At 74.2% G+C, this 16,031-nt stretch carries 14 protein-coding genes and 1 pseudogene; 1 reads left to right on the forward strand and 14 read right to left on the reverse strand.

The window, feature by feature from the left end:
- Nucleotides 1-84: 84 nt before the first annotated feature.
- The 11 genes and pseudogenes from ACVW07_RS06625 to sigE all read right to left on the reverse strand — a co-directional run bounded on the left by ACVW07_RS06625 (nucleotide 85) and on the right by sigE (nucleotide 11,816).
- Entirely contained in the window at nucleotides 85-1,263 is a 1,179-nt protein-coding gene (locus tag ACVW07_RS06625; protein ID WP_456818462.1) for an FAD-dependent oxidoreductase, read from the reverse strand.
- A 138-nt stretch (nucleotides 1,264-1,401) separates the two neighbouring features.
- On the reverse strand, nucleotides 1,402-2,286 hold the full coding sequence (gene htpX, locus ACVW07_RS06630) for a zinc metalloprotease HtpX (RefSeq protein ID WP_456818463.1): 885 nt from the start codon (nucleotides 2,284-2,286) through the stop codon (nucleotides 1,402-1,404).
- A 64-nt stretch (nucleotides 2,287-2,350) separates the two neighbouring features.
- Nucleotides 2,351-3,736 (reverse strand): FAD-dependent oxidoreductase, encoded by a 1,386-nt coding sequence (locus ACVW07_RS06635; protein ID WP_456818464.1) that lies wholly within the window; start codon nucleotides 3,734-3,736, stop codon nucleotides 2,351-2,353.
- 243 nt (nucleotides 3,737-3,979) lie between these two features.
- On the reverse strand, nucleotides 3,980-4,714 hold the full coding sequence (locus tag ACVW07_RS06640) for a PP2C family protein-serine/threonine phosphatase (protein ID WP_456818465.1): 735 nt from the start codon (nucleotides 4,712-4,714) through the stop codon (nucleotides 3,980-3,982).
- 218 nt (nucleotides 4,715-4,932) lie between these two features.
- Entirely contained in the window at nucleotides 4,933-5,994 is a 1,062-nt protein-coding gene (locus tag ACVW07_RS06645; RefSeq protein WP_456818466.1) for a YihY/virulence factor BrkB family protein, read from the reverse strand.
- A gap of 9 nt (nucleotides 5,995-6,003) precedes the next feature.
- Entirely contained in the window at nucleotides 6,004-6,657 is a 654-nt protein-coding gene (locus ACVW07_RS06650; protein ID WP_456818467.1) for a 2'-5' RNA ligase family protein, read from the reverse strand.
- Nucleotides 6,658-6,818: 161 nt separating this feature from the next.
- Nucleotides 6,819-7,844, reverse strand: a pseudogene (gene trpS / locus ACVW07_RS06655) (tryptophan--tRNA ligase); the annotation flags it as partial.
- 125 nt (nucleotides 7,845-7,969) lie between these two features.
- A complete protein-coding gene (locus ACVW07_RS06660) occupies nucleotides 7,970-8,368 on the reverse strand; it encodes a twin-arginine translocase TatA/TatE family subunit (protein ID WP_456818468.1) in 399 nt (132 codons plus the stop codon).
- Between the two features lie 99 nt (nucleotides 8,369-8,467).
- Nucleotides 8,468-9,592, reverse strand: coding sequence for a S1C family serine protease (locus ACVW07_RS06665; protein WP_456818469.1), 1,125 nt, complete (start codon nucleotides 9,590-9,592; stop codon nucleotides 8,468-8,470).
- 662 nt (nucleotides 9,593-10,254) lie between these two features.
- Nucleotides 10,255-11,247, reverse strand: coding sequence for a zf-HC2 domain-containing protein (locus ACVW07_RS06670; RefSeq protein ID WP_456818470.1), 993 nt, complete (start codon nucleotides 11,245-11,247; stop codon nucleotides 10,255-10,257).
- Nucleotides 11,244-11,816 carry an RNA polymerase sigma factor SigE gene (gene sigE, locus ACVW07_RS06675; protein ID WP_456818471.1) on the reverse strand — a complete coding sequence of 191 codons (573 nt, stop codon included), beginning with the start codon at nucleotides 11,814-11,816 and terminating at the stop codon, nucleotides 11,244-11,246. Before sigE ends, ACVW07_RS06670 begins: the two co-directional genes overlap by 4 nt.
- 279 nt (nucleotides 11,817-12,095) lie before the next feature.
- On the opposite strand from sigE, the gene ACVW07_RS06680 reads away from it, so the two are divergent.
- On the forward strand, nucleotides 12,096-12,728 hold the full coding sequence (locus ACVW07_RS06680; protein ID WP_456821040.1) for an O-methyltransferase: 633 nt from the start codon (nucleotides 12,096-12,098) through the stop codon (nucleotides 12,726-12,728).
- An 86-nt stretch (nucleotides 12,729-12,814) separates the two neighbouring features.
- Here ACVW07_RS06680 and ACVW07_RS06685 read toward each other — a convergent pair whose 3' ends face one another.
- From ACVW07_RS06685 to ACVW07_RS06695, 3 genes are all read right to left on the reverse strand, one after another.
- Complete coding sequence (locus ACVW07_RS06685; RefSeq protein WP_456818472.1) at nucleotides 12,815-14,443, reverse strand: leucyl aminopeptidase family protein; 1,629 nt, start codon at nucleotides 14,441-14,443, stop codon at nucleotides 12,815-12,817.
- Between the two features lie 17 nt (nucleotides 14,444-14,460).
- Complete coding sequence (locus ACVW07_RS06690) at nucleotides 14,461-14,628, reverse strand: DUF3117 domain-containing protein (protein ID WP_013772033.1); 168 nt, start codon at nucleotides 14,626-14,628, stop codon at nucleotides 14,461-14,463.
- A gap of 194 nt (nucleotides 14,629-14,822) precedes the next feature.
- Nucleotides 14,823-15,584 carry a hypothetical protein gene (locus ACVW07_RS06695; protein ID WP_456818473.1) on the reverse strand — a complete coding sequence of 254 codons (762 nt, stop codon included), beginning with the start codon at nucleotides 15,582-15,584 and terminating at the stop codon, nucleotides 14,823-14,825.
- Between the last annotated feature and the right edge of the window lie 447 nt (nucleotides 15,585-16,031).

Here is a 16,031-nt window from a genome sequence, read left to right on the forward strand (position 1 = left end):
GGCGGCCGGCACGGGCCCTTGCGGCCGCACCGGGAGCTCGGCCGGCTGCGACCCTCGAGCGGACCTCGGCGGGGCCTGGTGCGGTCAGCCGGCGGGGACGAGCGCCGCGAGGGCGAACGGGTTCCGGTCGAACGCGTCGGGGTCGTCGTGGTGCCGCGCGAAGCCGAGGGCGTCCTCCGCGAGCGTGGCGAGCACGTGGCCCGTCCCGGGCGCGAACGCGACGCCGTGGACGCCTAGACCGACCCCGACGACGACCCGGCCGGAACGGTCCAGCACGATCGGCCCGTCGGAGCGTGTGCGCGTCGACGGGGGGCCGTCCGACAGCGCCACCCCCGGGAACCAGGCGGCCGCGTACCGGTCGAGCAGCGCACGGTCGACGGAGCCGGCCCTGCTCACCACGGTCACGGAGCCGTCAGGCGAGTGGTACCCCCGCACACCCTGCTCCGGGTACCCGTCGTCGGGCCCGAGCGCGCCACGGGCGGAGCCGTGGGCCACCGCGTCGACGCGGTGGACGAACGCCGGACCCTGGTCCCGTGGGAGCGATGCCCGGCTGGTCCCCTCGACGCGGTGGTCGTGGACGGACCTGCTGCGCGGCAGGCCGATGATGTCGCCGACCAGCTCGGCGGACCGCGGACCGGCCGCCACGACGACGGCTCGTGCGTCGAGCGACGCGCCGTCACCGGTCGCCGCGCCGCCCCAGGCGAGCGCGTCCGCCGGACCGGAGGACGACACGTGGACGCGGACGCCGTCGTCGAGCCGCTCGAGCCGCACCGCCCGTGTCCCCCGGCGGATCTCCGTGCCGTGCAGGGCGGCCTGCTCCTGGAGCGTCAGGACGGCCCTGGCCGCGTCCGCGACACCCGCGACGGGCTGCACGACGACACGGTCGTCGAACGCCATCCACGGCCAGCGTGCGGACGCCTCCGGCCCGGTGAGGTACTCGAAGGGGATGTCCGACACCAGGAGGGTCTCGACGAGCGGGCGGAGCGCCTCGACGGGACCGTGCTCGACGCAGCCCGTCAGAGCGAGGAGCTCGGCGCCCGACTCCTGTTCGAGGATCTGCCACCACTGGTGCGTCAGCAGCGCGAGGCGGGTGCGGTCGGGGTCGGCGTGCCCGAGCCTGACGAGGTCCAGACCGGTCTCGTCCATCGAGGTCCGCTCCTCCACGAGCGCCACCCGGTGCCCGCTGCGGGCCAGCGCCCACGCCGTCGCGGAACCCGTGGCCCCGCCCCCCACCACCACGACGTCGTAACGGTCCTGGGACACATCGCCTCCTCGCGGCAAGGGGGCACCGCGCCCCCTCGCGGCCAGCAGCCTAAGGTTTCGTCCGTTATGTCGGAGCCCGATCTCATCGGGTGACCGGCTCGGTTCGGTGAGAGTTGCCTCATCGGCGCAGCGGACCGCTCAGTACCGCGTGATGCCGCCCTGCTGGCCCGCCTGGGCCTCGAGCCGCGCGATGCGCTCCTGCATGGGGGGGTGCGTCGAGAACATCTTCGCCGCGCCCTGGCCCCGGAACGGGTTGGCGATCATCAGGTGCGAGACGTCGACGAGCTGGCGCTCCTGCGGCAGGGGGCGCGCCTTCGTGCCGGCGTCCAGCTTGCGGAGCGCCGACGCGAGCGCGAGCGGGTCGTTCGTCAGGCGCGCACCGTCCTCGTCGGCGTCGAACTCGCGGGTGCGGCTGATCGCGAGCTGGATCATCGTCGCGGCGACGGGCGCGAGCAACGCGAGCAGCAGCCCGGCGATCGGGTTGCCGCGGTCACGGTCGTCACCACCGCCGCCGAAGAACAGCGCGAACTGCGCGAGCGACGTGATGACACCCGCGACCGCAGCGGCGACCGACGACGTGAGGATGTCACGGTTGTACACGTGCATCAGCTCGTGGCCCAGGACTCCCCGCAGCTCCCGCTCGTCGAGCAGCTGCAGGATCCCGTCGGTGCAGCAGACCGCGGCGTTCTGCGGGTTGCGCCCGGTGGCGAACGCGTTCGGCGCTGCCGTGGGCGAGACGTACAGGCGCGGCATCGGCTGGCGCGCCGCCGTCGAGAGCTCGCGCACGATGCGGTACATCACGGGCTGCTCGAGCTCGCTGACGGGCCGGGCCCGCATCGCACGGATCGCGATCTTGTCCGAGTTCCAGTACGAGTACGCCGTCATGAGCAGACCGAGACCCGTGAACAGCAGCAGGAACTTGGGGGTGCCACCGCCCAGGAGCCAGCCGATGCCGAGCAGCACCGCCCACATGACGCCGAACAGCGCCGCCGTCTTCACGCCGTTGTAGTGCTGGTGACCCACTGGTGCTCCTCCTGGACGTCCGTGCACGATGGAACGCACGCGGGGCGCCGCAGGTTCCCGACCGTCAGTCCGTCGGGATGCCACGCCCGAGCGCCACCGACACCATCTCGTCACGCGGCACGACCTTCACGCGCTCGCGCCCGTGCGGCTCGCCGAGTCCGCGCTCGTACGCGTCGAGCAGCTGCCATCCGGACCACTGGACCACGTCGACGCCGCGAGCGGCGAGGAACTCGGTCACGGCGGCGGGGTCACGGTCGGTGGCCGTGTAGAACGCGTCGCCCTCGGCGGCCACGTCCTCGCCGAGGTGGCGGATGGTCTCCGAGGCGTCCGACTTGGTGTGGCCGATGAGGCCGACAGGGCCCCGCTTGATCCACCCGGTCGCGTACACGCCGGGGATGGGCTGGCCGTCCACGTCGACCACGCGGCCCTCACGGTTGGGGATCACGCCCGCGACGTCGTCGAACGGGATGTCCACGAGCGGCGAGCCGAAGTACCCGACCGCCCGGTAGACCGCCTGCACCGACCAGTCCTCGGTCTGCCCGGTGCCCGTGACGTTGCCGTCGCCGTTGAGCGCCGTGCGCTCCGTGCGCAGACCGACGACCTTGCCGTCGTCGCCCAGTACCTCGACGGGCCTGTGGAGGAAGTGCAGGTGGATGCGGCGGCTGGCCGTGAGGTCTGCGGGCTCCTTGAGCGTCCAGTCCGTGAGGGTCTTGACGACCTGCTTGGTCTGGTTCGAGGAGTGGATGGCGGCCATCGAGCCCTCGTCGAACTCGAAGTCCTCCGGGTACACGATGACGTCGACGTCCGGCACGTGCCCCAGCTCGCGGAGCTCCAGCGGGGAGAACTTGACCTGCGCCGGGCCACGACGGGCGAACACGTGCACGTCGGTGACGGGGTTCTGCTTGAGCACGTCGTAGACGTTGGCCGGGACGTCCGTGGGCAGCAGGTCGTCCGCGTGCTTGGCGAGGATCCGGGCCACGTCGAGCGCGACGTTGCCGGCGCCGAGGACCGCGACGTGCGCGTGCGCGAGCGGCCACGTGCGGGGCACGTCCGGGTGGCCGTCGTACCAGGACACGAAGTCGGCGGCACCGTAGGAGCCGTCGAGGTCGATCCCGGGCACGGGCAGCGCGGCGTCGCGGATCGACCCGGTCGAGAAGATGACCGCGTCGTAGAACTGGCGCAGGTCGTCGAGCTTGAGGTCCGTGCCGTAGTCCACGTTCGCGAGCAGCCGGATGTCGCCGCGCTCGAGCACCTTGTGCAGCGCGACGATGATCTGCTTGATGCGCGGGTGGTCCGGCGCGACCCCGTAGCGGACCAGGCCGAACGGCGCGGGGAGGCGCTCGAACAGGTCGATGCTGACGTCGAGGTCGGTCTTCGACAGGATGTCGGCCGCGTAGATGCCGGCCGGTCCGGCGCCGACGACAGCGACGCGCAAGGTCGGGGTGCTCACGGGACGCAGTGCCTTCCGATCAGGGGAGCCCTACGGGCTGGTGCGCCGCATCGGCTCCGTTCCCGGGGCGCGACCGACGGCACGGCAGGGCTGTGCTGCTGCCAGTGTAGGACGGCGACCGAGACCGCCCTCAGCCCGTCGCCAGCATCTGGACACGCGTGAGACGGCGCGGCGGTCGGCCAGGACCCCCACCACGTCCCGCTCTGACGCGCATGCCCGACACCGGAACGACCGCCTGGTCCCTCAGGTGCGAGCGAGTGTCGCGTCCACCACCACCGCGGTGATGTTGTCGGAGCCTCCCGCCGCGAGCGCCTCCCCGACCAGCCGGTCCGCGGCGTCCTGCGGGTCGGGCGTCGCACGCAGCGCCGCCTCGATGCGCGCGTCCGTCAGCTCGTCCGTGAGGCCGTCCGAGCACACCAGCATGCGGTCGCCGGGGCTCACCGGGAACATCCACAGGTCCGGGTCGACGTCGGTGGAGCCGCCGCCCAGCACCCGGGTGACGACATGCCTGCGGGGGTACCGCGACGCCTCCTCGGCGGCGACGACGCCGCTCGCGACGAGCTCGGCCACCTCGGAGTGGTCCCGCGTCACCTGCTCGAGCACCCCGCCGGCCATCCGGTACGTCCGGGAGTCACCGACGTTGAGGACGATCCAGCAGGGCAGGCCCTCGTGCTCGGTGAGGATCACGCCCGTCATCGTCGTGCCCGGCCGCCGGCCCGTCGACGACGGGAGGCCCCGCAGCCGGGCGTGCGCCTCGCGCAGGGTCCGCCGCACCGTGTCCAGGTCGGGCGTGGTGCCGGCCAGCGCGCGCACGGTGTCGATCGCCATGCTGCTCGCGACCTCGCCCGCCTCGTGACCGCCCATCCCGTCAGCGACGACGTAGACGCCGCGCAGGGCCAGGGCCGTGTCCTCGTTGGTGGTCCGCGCGGCACGGTCCGTGGCGACCCCGACCTCGAGCCGCACGTCGTCGGCGGTCACCGGACCTGCACCGCCGGCCGGGGGCACGGCGCGGCGTCGGCCGGGCGCGAGAGGTCGGTCATCGGCGTCCTTCGGTGCGTCGGCGCTGGCCGGTCCGGGACAGGTCGTCGGTCAGCATAGCCAGCAGGGCGACCGTGGTCAGCGCCCCGGACGGGGGGCATGCCGCGCAGCGTGCGGACGCTCCCCCGGACGGGTGACCGACGTGCCCTCCTGCGCCCTCACGCCCGCCGCTGCACCGCGTCGCCGGCCGGCGTCGGGTCCGCGCCCGCGGGCTCCTCGTACGGGGGGTCGGCCGTCCAGGCGGCCGCCAGCAGCACGATGCGGGCGATCAGGTTGATCCACACGAGCAACGTGACGATCACCGAGAACGACGCCAGCAACGGGTTCCGGGTCGCGCTCCCCGCGACGACGGACGTGCCGAGGATCCGGACCACCCCGATCCCCGTCGCGGCGATGAACGACCCCCGCCACAGGTCGCGCCAGGCGGGGTCCTTGCCGGCGAGGACCTTGACCACCAGCAGGAACGTGCCGACGTCCACCACGAAGGTCACGACGATTCCGACCATGCGGACGGTGAACCCGGACGCACCGGTCCAGCCGACCACCTGCAGCAGCCACTGCACCGCCGCCCCGACGGCGGTCGTCAGCACGGCCGACACCAGCACCGCCATCGCCATCCCCACGAACCCGACGAGCGCACGGAGCTTGCCCACGACCGCGTTCTCACCACCGACGACCCCGAACATCGCCCGCACGCCGGTCCGCAGGGCCGCCGTCGCGGAGAGCGCACTGAGGACGAGCACGACGAGGGCGACGACCCCGGCGGCCGTCAGCGCCGGACTCAGCACCAGGACCTCCGGGTCGACGAGACCCGTGCCGTCACCCGTGTCCAGCAGACCCGGGAGCGACGCGGCCAGCGAGTCGAGGATCTTGTCCCGCAGCTCCTCGTTGCCGCCGAGCACCGCCATGAAGACCGTGTAGCCGATGGTCAGGCCGGCGAACACCGAGAACAGCGCCGCATACGCGATGCCGCCCGTGAGCAGCCCGCCGCCGCGAGCACCGAACCTGGCGTTCGCCCGGCCCGGGCGGGAGTGCTTCCACCACTCGAGGAGCGCCTTGGCACGGTCGACGAGCGACGGGCCCGTCTCCGCCGGGTGCTCCGCCGGGTGCTCCGCGGGCGGATCGGGTGCGGCCGCCGCCGCGCGGACGTGGGCCGCCCCCTCGCCGACCGCAGGGCCGGCGACCTGCTCTTCCGGCCGCGGGGCGGCACCTGCCGACATGCGACGACCTTAGGTCGAGGCCACGGTCCCGGCATCTGCGGACCGCGGCGCGGTGTCCTGCGCCGGGTGCTGCGACCGGGCCTGCGCCTCGTCGTGGCCTGTCGCCCCGGCCCCGTCGGGCGTCCGGCCGGCCAGGACGAAGTCGCGGGAGGGTCGCCACACACCGTCGTCACCGTGCGCGTAGCAGTGCAGGCGCGTCACCACGAACGTCACGTCGAAGTCGGCCATGCCGTCGAACGCCTGGTCCAGCTGGGCGTCCGGCACCTCGTGGGCGATCGTCACGTGCGGGTGGTACGGGAATCGCAGCTCCTGCCCGAGCACCCCGGCCCGGACGTCCGCCTCGAGAGCCTCGCAGCCGGAGATCCCTTCGACCAGCTGGACGAACACCACCGGGGACACCGGTCGGAACGTCGCCGTCCCACGCAGCCGCACGGCGAACGGCTCGTGCTGCGCAGCGACCGCGGCGAGGTGCTCCTCGACGGCCGGCATGACGTCGTGCTCGACGACCGTCGGCGGCAGCAAGGTGATGTGCGGCGGGATGAAGTCCGCCCAGGGGTCGCCGAACCGGGCCCGTGCTCCCTGCAGCTCCGATCCGTACGGCTCCGGAACGGTGATCGCGACGCCGATCCGGACCTGGGTGCCGGATCGCTCCGGCAACCTCACGCCTCGGCCCCGACGGCGCCCACGCCTGCGGCCAGATCGGCGTCGGTGTCCGTGGCCGCGGCCGTGCCCGCGGCCGTTCCCGTGCCCGTGCCGGTGCCCGCGGCCGCCGTCGTTCCGGTGCCCGTGTGACGCGGCAGGCCGTCGGCGGCGTGCACACCCCGGCGGGCCGCCCGGCGTGGCAGCAGGCCGAGACGGTCGTACACGCGGTCGAGCGTCGGCGACGCGAGCTCGCGCGCCCGGTCGGCACCGGCGGCGAGGACCGCGTCCAGCGACGCCGGGTCTTCGAGATACCCGTGCACGCGTGCCTGGAACGGCGTGAGGAAGTCGACGACGACCTGGGCCAGGTCCTTCTTCAGGTCGCCGTAGCCCTTGCCCTCGTACCGCTGCTGGAGCGCCGGGACGTCGGTGCCGGACAGCGCCGAGTAGATCGTCAGCAGGTTCGAGATGCCCGGCTTGGCGGCGGGGTCGAAGCGGATCTCCCGCTCGGTGTCCGTGACCGCCGAGCGGATGCGCTTGGCGACGGCCTTCGGGTCGTCGAGGAGCTCGATGAGGCCGTTGGGGCTCTCGGCGCTCTTGCTCATCTTCGACGTGGGGTCCTGCAGGTCGTAGATCTTCGCCGTGGCCTTGACGATGTGCGCCTCGGGCACCACCACGGTGCCCTTGCCGAACCGGGAGTTGAGCCGCTGGGCGAGGTCGCGCGTCAGCTCGAGGTGCTGGCGCTGGTCCTCGCCTACCGGGACCAGGTCGGTGCCGTACAGCAGGATGTCCGCGGCCATCAGCACCGGGTAGGTGAACAGCCCCACGGTGGTGCCGTCGGTGCCCTGCTTGGCGGCCTTGTCCTTGAACTGCGTCATCCGGCTCGCCTCGCCGTACCCCGTGTGGCACGACAGCAGCCAGGCGAGCTCCGCGTGCTCCGGCACATGGGACTGCACGAACAGGATCGACCGCTCCGGGTCGACGCCGGCCGCGAGGTACTGCGCCGCCGTGCGACGCGTGCGCTCACGCAGGACCGCCGGGTCCGGGCCCACCGTCAGGGCGTGCAGGTCCACCACGCAGTAGATCGCGTCGTGGTCCTCCTGGAGCGCGACCCACTGGGTGAGCGCGCCCAGGTAGTTGCCGAGGTGCAGCGAGTCGGACGTGGGCTGCATCCCCGAGAAGATGCGTGAGCGGTGCGGGACCGTGACCATGCGGACCATCAGACCATTCTGTCGGGCGCGGCGGACCGCGGGGCTCGTGCGGTGGACGTGCGGGGGCGGGCTCCAGGGGACGAGCGCCGCTGTCGCGTTCGCTCGGGTGGTCGCGTGGCGTCGCGTCAGGTCGCCTCGTCGTCGAAGGGGGCCCGCCAGCTCGGCTCGCCGCCGACGGCCGTCGACGCCGCTCCGGCTGCCAGAGCGCCGGGCACGCTGCGGGGAGTCGCTCGCGACGCGGCGGGCACGGTCACCGGACGGGCAGGGACGGAGTCGTCGAGGAGCGCCTCGCGCACGATCCGCCGCGGGTCGTACCGGCGGGGGTCGAGGGACGCCCAGTCGATGTCGCGGGCCTCTTCGCCCAGCTCCTCGTCGACCCGGGCCTTCGCGTCCTGCGCGAAGCGGCGTGCGCGACGGACCCACGTGCCCAGCTGCTCGGCGTAGGCCGGGAGTCGTTCGGGGCCGATCACGAGCGCCGCGACGACGAGCAGCACCACGAGCTCACCGCCGTTGATCCCGAACACCCGGTCAGGGTACTCCCCGCTCCCCGGCCGCCGCGGCCCCTCCGCGCCCGCTGGTGCCCCTCGCCGACGGCGTGAGCACCGTGTCCGGCGAGGCGCCGGTCAGCCGACGGGACCCTCGTCGAGCCGCACCCGGACGTCCCGCTCGTCGGAGCCGGTGCGCACGTGGAGCACCACCGTGTCACCCGGGGTCCGGGCGCGGATCGCGACGATGAGCTCGTCCGGGTCGGTGACCGGTCTGCCGTCGATCGCGAGGATGACGTCGCCCCGGTGGATGCCCGCCCGGTCGGCGGGGCCGTCCGGGGTGATGGCCGGTGTGCCGTCCCGGTCGGCGGCCGCGACGGCCACTCCCTCGCCCTCGTGGCGCTGGTCGAGCAGCACACCGATGACGGGGTACGTGGCGTGCCCGGTCTCGATCAGCTGTTCGGCCGTGCGGCGCACCTGGTTCGACGGGATCGCGAAGCCGAGCCCGATGCTGCCGCCGACCTCGCTCAGCGAGCCGGGCGGCTGCGCGATCGCGGAGTTGATCCCGATGACCTCGCCGGCGCCGTCGACGAGCGGGCCGCCGGAGTTGCCGGGGTTGATCGCCGCGTCCGTCTGGATGGCGTTGATGAATGCGGTGTCCGACTCGTCACCGGCCGAGACGGGCCGGTTGAGGGCGCTCACGATGCCGGTCGTCACGGTGCCGACGAGACCGAGCGGCGCTCCGATCGCGACGACGGGGTCGCCCACCACGACGGAGTCGGAGTCGCCCAGCAGGAGCGGCGTGAGGCCGTCCACGGGGACCTTCACGACCGCCAGGTCGTACTCCGAGGTGCGTCCCACGATCGTCGCGGGCTTCTCGCTGCCGTCCGAGAACGTCACCGTCACCGACGTCGAGGCGTCCGCCGCGTCGGCGACCACGTGGTTGTTGGTCACGATGTACCCGTCCTGGCGCAGCACGAAGCCGGAGCCCGTGGCGGTGCCCGACGGGCCGTCCACCTGGATCGAGACGACGCTCGGCAGCACCCGCGACGCGATGCCGGCGACCGACTCCGGTGCGCGGTCGACGTTCTGCGTGCCTGACCCGGCGGCTGCGACCGGCAGGCCCGCGTCCGCGAGGTGGGTGTCGGGCTCGATCCGGGAGCCGAGCACCCCGCCGACGGCGCCCGCGACGAGCGCCAGTGCGACCAGGGGGACCACCCAGGCGACGGACAGGGCACGGCGACGGCGGCGCGGTGCCCGCACGGGACCGGTCGTGGCACCCAGGGGGTCGTGGTGGCCGGCTCCGTGCTGTCCGGGTGCGTGCTGGCCCGCTCCGTCCGGGCCGGGCCCGTACCGGCCGGGTCCGTGCCGGCCTGCTCCCTGCTCGCCAGATCCTTGCTGGCCGGGTCCTTGCTGGCCGGGTCCAGGCTGGCCGGGTCCAGGCGGCGCGAAGGCGTGGCCCGACGGTCCGGGTGCCGCGCCGAACGGGACGGCCCCATACGGGACGGGCCCGTACGGGTCCGTCCTCGGCACGGGCTGGTACTGCTCCGTCCCTGGGACGGCCGGGACGGCGTCACGCCGCTCGGTGCCGGAGGCGCGGGGCGCGTGCGGAGGTGCGAACGGGTTGCCGGACGCGGGGGGCGGGAGCGGTGCGCCGCCCGCCGGAGGCATGGACCAGCTCGGCCGTCCGGGCGGTGCGAACAGCGGAGCAGGCTCGGGGGGCGCGGGAGGCGGGCCCGGCGCGACGGACGCCTGTGCCGGTGCCTGTACGGGCTCCGGTACGACCTGCTCGTCGTGGGCGGTGGGCGTAGCCGGCTGCTCGCCGTGGGCGGTGGGCGTAGCCGGCTGCTCGCCGTGGGCGGGCGGCGTGGCCGGCTGCTCGTCCGGCTGGGGCGCGGGCGTCCGCGCGGTGTCGTCGGGGGTCGTCATGGGTGCTGCAACGCTCCTGTCACCGTGTCCCAGCCGCGCGTCATCCGCGCCGGCACCCCGTCGTCGAAGGTGCCACCGGGAAAGGCTCCCACGAGTGCGTCGAGCTCCGCGTCGTGCCCTGCGGAGCCGATCACCTGGACGACCGTGGCGTCGGCCTGCCAGGCGACGTGCCACGGCTCGAACGCCAGGACGTAGACGTCATGGCCATGGACCTGGTGAACGGGCACGTCAGCGAGCTGCACCGTGTCCAGGCGACCCTGCTGCTCCGTCACGACGAACGACCCCGTGGGCGTGTCGACGTCGACCTCGAGGACCGTCGTGCCGTCACCCGACCAGCGCACGGCCGAGATGCCCCATCCGGCGGGGAGCGACTGCGGGACCGACCAGCCCTGCGACCGGAGCCGGCCGAGCGCCTGGGCGTCCGCGGACGGCCCGTCCACGGCCCACTGGGTCGTGACGGTGGTGCCGGGGTTCGTCGCCACCGCGCCCGCCAGCGTCTCCAGGTCGGCACCCGGGCTGCCGACGGGCACGACGTCGGGACGCTCGCCGAGCACGAACAGCATCGCGGCGACCGCGCCGAGGCCGGCCACCGAGCCGGCGGCGAGCCGCACGGAGGAGCGACGCGGTGCGACCTGGCCTCGCAGGGGCGCCCCGGTGCGACCGGCCCAGGCGCGGGCGGCCACGCCCTCGGTCAGGCCGTAGGACGCCAGCTCCGGCCGGCTGCGGCGCCCCGGCGGCGCGAACGGGTCGGGGTCGAACGGCACCGGCGCGTCGGACGCCGGCGCCAGCGACAGCAGCCGGGCGGTCAGGTCCGGGGTCGGCACCATGTCGTCCACGGAGGACGACAGCGCGGTCCGGGCGGCACGAGCCGCTGCGAGCTCGGCCGCGCACTGCGGACACAGCGCGACATGGGCGAGCGCCCGCTCGGTGGCGGCCACGGACAGCTGGCCGTCGACGAGTGCGCTGATCCACGACCCCAGGTGCGTCATCGCGGCGTCCGCGCCGGCTCGCGGGCGACGTCCACGGCACCGGGCGCGCGATGGCCGAGCGACTCGCGCAGCCGGGCGCGCGCGCGGTGGATCCGCGAGCGCACGGTGCCGAGCTTGATCCCGAGCGTCACGGCGATCTCCTCGTACGACAGGCCCTCGATGTCGCAGAGGACGACAGCCGCGCGGTACTCCGGCGGCAACGCGTCGAGGGCCCGCTGCACGTCGCTGTCGAGGTGCGCGTGCTCGAAGGCCCGCTCCGGGGTGGCGAGCTGGTCCGTGGACGGGTACCGCTCCTGGTCGTCGCCCATGGCGTCCATGCGGACGCGCTGCTTGCGACGGGCCTGGTCGAGGAACAGGTTGGTGGTGATGCGGTGCAGCCAGCCTTCGAACGTCCCCGGCGTGTACGTGCTGAGGGAGCGGAACACCCGCACGAACGTCTCCTGCGTGAGGTCCTCCGCGTCGTGCTGGTTGCCCGTGAGCCGGTACGCGAGGCGGTAGACGCGGGCGGAGTGCTCGCGCACGATCTGCTCCCACGTCGGCGGCTGCCAGACAGCCGGCTGCGCGGTCATGGTCCTCGGCGCTCCTTCTGTACGTCTCGTCCGTCCTGCCGGCCCGTACCGCGTCGGTGCGGGCCCTCAGTCTCCCAGGTCCCACCGAGCCGTACGAACCGGAGCAACGCCGCCACGGTCCCAGAAGTTCCGCACCGGCCCGCCGTCCCGCCTGCCCTGCCGCCCCGGAGGCGGCCGATAGGCTGACCGGTACGGCGCCCACCAGCGCTTTCGCGACACGTGTGCCGCACCGTCGCCAGACCAGTTCATGACGCACCGCCGTACCGCCGGGAGGCCGCCATCTCCACCGACAAGGCCCAGAGCTGGGTCTACTGCGAGGAGTACCTGCCGGAGGACGACGTCCTGCTCCGCGCCCGCGAACGCGCGGCGCAGCTCGGGTGCACGCCGGTCCTGCCTGGCGCCGGTGCGGTCCTGTCGGTGCTCGCCGCGGCGGCCGGTGCGCGTGCTGTCGTCGAGATCGGCACCGGCACGGGCGTCGGCTCGCTCTACCTCCTGCGCGGCATGCCCTCAGACGGGGTCCTCACCACGATCGACCTCGAGGTGGAGCACCAACGCGCGGCCAAGGAGGCGTTCACCGAGGAGGGCGTGCGCTCGACGAGGACACGGACGATCTCGGGCCTGGCGCTCGACGTCCTCCCGCGTCTCACCGACGGGGGGTACGACATGGTGTTCGTCGACGCCGACAAGGAGTCGTACCCCGGCTACGTCGAGCAGGCGGTGCGGCTGCTGCGGCCCGGTGGGGTGCTCGCCGTGGACAACGCCCTCTGGCACGACAGGGTGGCCGACCCGGCTCGGCGCGACGAGCTGACGACCATCGTCCGCGAGGTCGGTCGCACGGTGCGCGCGGACGAGCGGCTGCTGCCTGCGCTCGTGCCGTCGGGCGACGGGCTCCTGGTGGCCGTGCGGCGCTGACCCCGTCGGGTCGGTCCTGCCGGTCCTGTCGGTCCGGCCGCGCTCGGATCGGATCGGCCGGGCCGGTCCTCTCGGTCCGGCCGGGCTCAGGTCAGGTCGGCGAGATACCGCAGGAGCAGGCGGGCGCCGAACCCCGTCGCCCCCTCGGTGACCTCGTGGCGGTCCGCTGTGGCCCGGGCGGGGCCGGCGATGTCGAGGTGCGCCCACCGGCGGCTCCCCACGAAGTGCCGCAGGAAGAGCGCCGCCGTGATCGACCCGCCGCCGATCCGCTTGTCCGACGGGACGTGGCGCAGGTCGGCGACGTCCGACCTGACGGCCTCCTCGTACTCGTCGACCAGGGGCATGTGCCAGGCCTGCTCGCCCGACGACTCCCCCGCGGCGACCAGCGCCTGGACGAGGTCGTCGTCCGTGCCGTACAGCGCCGCATGCTGCTTGCCCAGGCCGAGCGTCGCCGCCCCGGTGAGCGTCGCGACGTCCACCAGCACGTCGGGCGCCAGCGTGGCGTCCGCCCACGCGAGCGCGTCCGCGAGAACGAGGCGCCCCTCGGCGTCGGTGTTCGCGATCTCGACCGTGGTGCCGCCGTACAGGCGCAGGACGTCCCCGGGCCGGTACGACGCTCCCCCGACGTGGTTCTCGGCGAGCGGCAGCACGGCCGTCACCCGGTGGGCGACCCCCGCCTCGGCCGCGCCGAGCACCGTGGCGAGCGCGACGGCGGCGCCGGTCATGTCCGTCTTCATGGGGACCATCGCCTCGCGCGGCTTGATGGACAGCCCGCCGGTGTCGAAGGTGATGCCCTTGCCCACGACGACGACGTGCCGGACGCCGGACGAGCCGCGGACGGCCGTGGACGGCGTGTAGGTGACCGTCACGAGCCGGGGCGGCGACGCGGAGCCCGCGCCCACGGCGACGATCCCACCGAACCCGTCCGCCTCCAGCTCGCGAGGTCCGCGCACCGCGACCTCGAGCCCTCGAGCGGCTGCGAGACGGACGGCCTGGTCGGCCATCCAGGCGGGATCCTTGGTGTTCGACGGCGTGGTGGCGAGGTCGCGGACCAGCCAGGTCGCCTGCGCCGCGGTCCGCCCTGCCTGCACCGACGCGGCCGCCCGCCCTCCGTCCAGTCCCAGCAGGACCAGCTCGGCGGCCGCCCTCTCGGGGGACACCCGGGCGGCGGCGCTCGACGGCGTGTACGCCGCGAGCAGGTAGCCCTCGGTCACGGCCCGCGCGGCTGCAGCCTGGTCCGAGGCCGACCGGCCCCGGTGCGCCCCGAGCGTGGTCACGACCCTGCCGAGGCCGCGCGTGGCTCGGGCCAGAGCGGCCCCGGCGCGGCGGAGATCGCTGGTCGAGCCGTCGCCGACCCCGACGAGCACCAGGCGGGGCGGCAGCCCGGACCACGGCAGCGCCACCGACGAACCGACGGGGCGCGGCAGCTGCAGGACGTAGGACTCGCCCGGCGTGCCTGTCAGGCGCACCCGCTCGGCGATCTCCGCGAGGTCCACGCCGTAGCGTGCGGCGGCCTCCGCCGTGCCCTCGCGCGGCTGGACGCCCTCGTCGCCCGGCACGGCGGGGGCGACCGGGACGGCGACGGCGTCCGTGGAACCGTCCGTGAGGAGCGTCGAGCTGTCGAGCGTGCCTCCGTCGAGCGTGACGGCCGGCGGGGTCCGGCCGATCACGACGTCAGGTGCCGACCGGGGTCGGGGCTCCGCCGTCCGTGCCATGCGATCGGCGTCCGTCGTCAGGAGACGACGGACGTCAGTGCCTCGCCCAGCTCGGCGGCCTCGGTCGCGTTGAGCTCGACCACCAGCCGTCCACCGCCCTCGAGCGGGACGCGCATCACGATGCCACGCCCCTCCTTGGTCACCTCGAGCGGTCCGTCACCGGTCCTCGGCTTCATCGCGGCCATGCGGGCCTCTCCTTCGCCTCGTGCGTCCGGGCCGGGCCTCGCCGCGCGCTGACGCGCACGGGCAGATGGCCCGAGCTCCCGGTTGTCCGCGCTCATCCTAGTTCACGGCGAGTGCCCCGACCTCGGGTGACGCACGCCGAGACCCCCGACCGGCCGTATGGGCCGGACGGGTGTCCAACGGCCGGCACGGCCCGTCAGGGTGGCCAGCCGTACGGCGGCGTGAGCCGCCACGTGTTCCAGATCCAGACGAGCTGCAGCCCCAGCATCAGCGCGACGACGGCGCCCAGCCAGATCCGCCGCGCGACGACCGGCCGGGTCACGACGCCCGCCGTGACCGCGCCCAGCGGGAAGGCCAGCAGCAGGAACCGGGCGAGGCTGCTGCCGGGCTCGATCGCCGCCGCGATGTAGAGGACGTACGCGGCAGGCCACGTGTGCAGCTCGTTGCCGAGCCGCCAGGCGGCCGGGACCACGAGCACCGCGACCACCAGCAGCGCGCCGGCGGCGACGACCCACCACGCCCACTGGCCGAACCAGAAGTGCGACACGTACCCCCACGCACCGAACGGCACGACCTCGTGCACGCCCCGCCACGACTCCTGGGTCAGCAGGTACCCGTCCCGCTCGCCGGTCACCCATCCGCAGATCAGCGGCCAGGCGACACCCGAGACCGCCGCGCACGCGGCGAGCGCCAGCAGGCCGCCGGCGTCCTTGAGTCCCAGGTGGTCGGTCCCCCGGCGGCTTCCCCGCCAGCGCACGACCGCGTGCACGACGATGACCACGGCCATCGGCAGGGCCACCGCCCGCGTGAAGCCCAGGGCGAGCACGACCAGGGCGGTCGCGAGGTACTTCCGCTCCGCGAGCAGCAGCAGCGCGGACGCGACCAGGAGCAGCGCGAGCGACTCCGTGTACCCGACCTGCAGCACGACCGCGGTGGGGAACACGCTGACCAGCAGCACCGTGGCGAGCGGCAGGCCCGGCCGGGCCGCGACGGGCGCGCGGCGCGGCGCGCTCGACGAGGCGGTAGATCACCACCATCGCGCCGGCGCCGAGCACCAGCGCGAGGATCGGCGCGACCACGTGCCACGGGGCCCTCGTGACCGCCATGAGGCCACGGACCAGGAACGGGAACAGCGGGAAGAAGGCCCAGGGGTTCTGCTGGACGACGCCCTGCTCGTCACGGGGCAGCTCGGACGGGTAGCCCCCTTCGGCGATCTGCTGGTACCACAGCGCGTCCCACCATCCACCGGTGAACCGCAGGTAGGAGGGCCCGGCGGGACCGAAGTAGCTCTCGACCTGGTGCTGGGCCGTCACCATCAGCGCGATCGCGCTGAACAGCCGGGCCGCGGCGTACACGGCGAGCGCCTGGCACCACCACGGCCACGTCCTCGGGTCCCAGCGTGACT

The sequence above is a fragment of the Cellulomonas sp. URHB0016 genome (assembly GCF_054057935.1).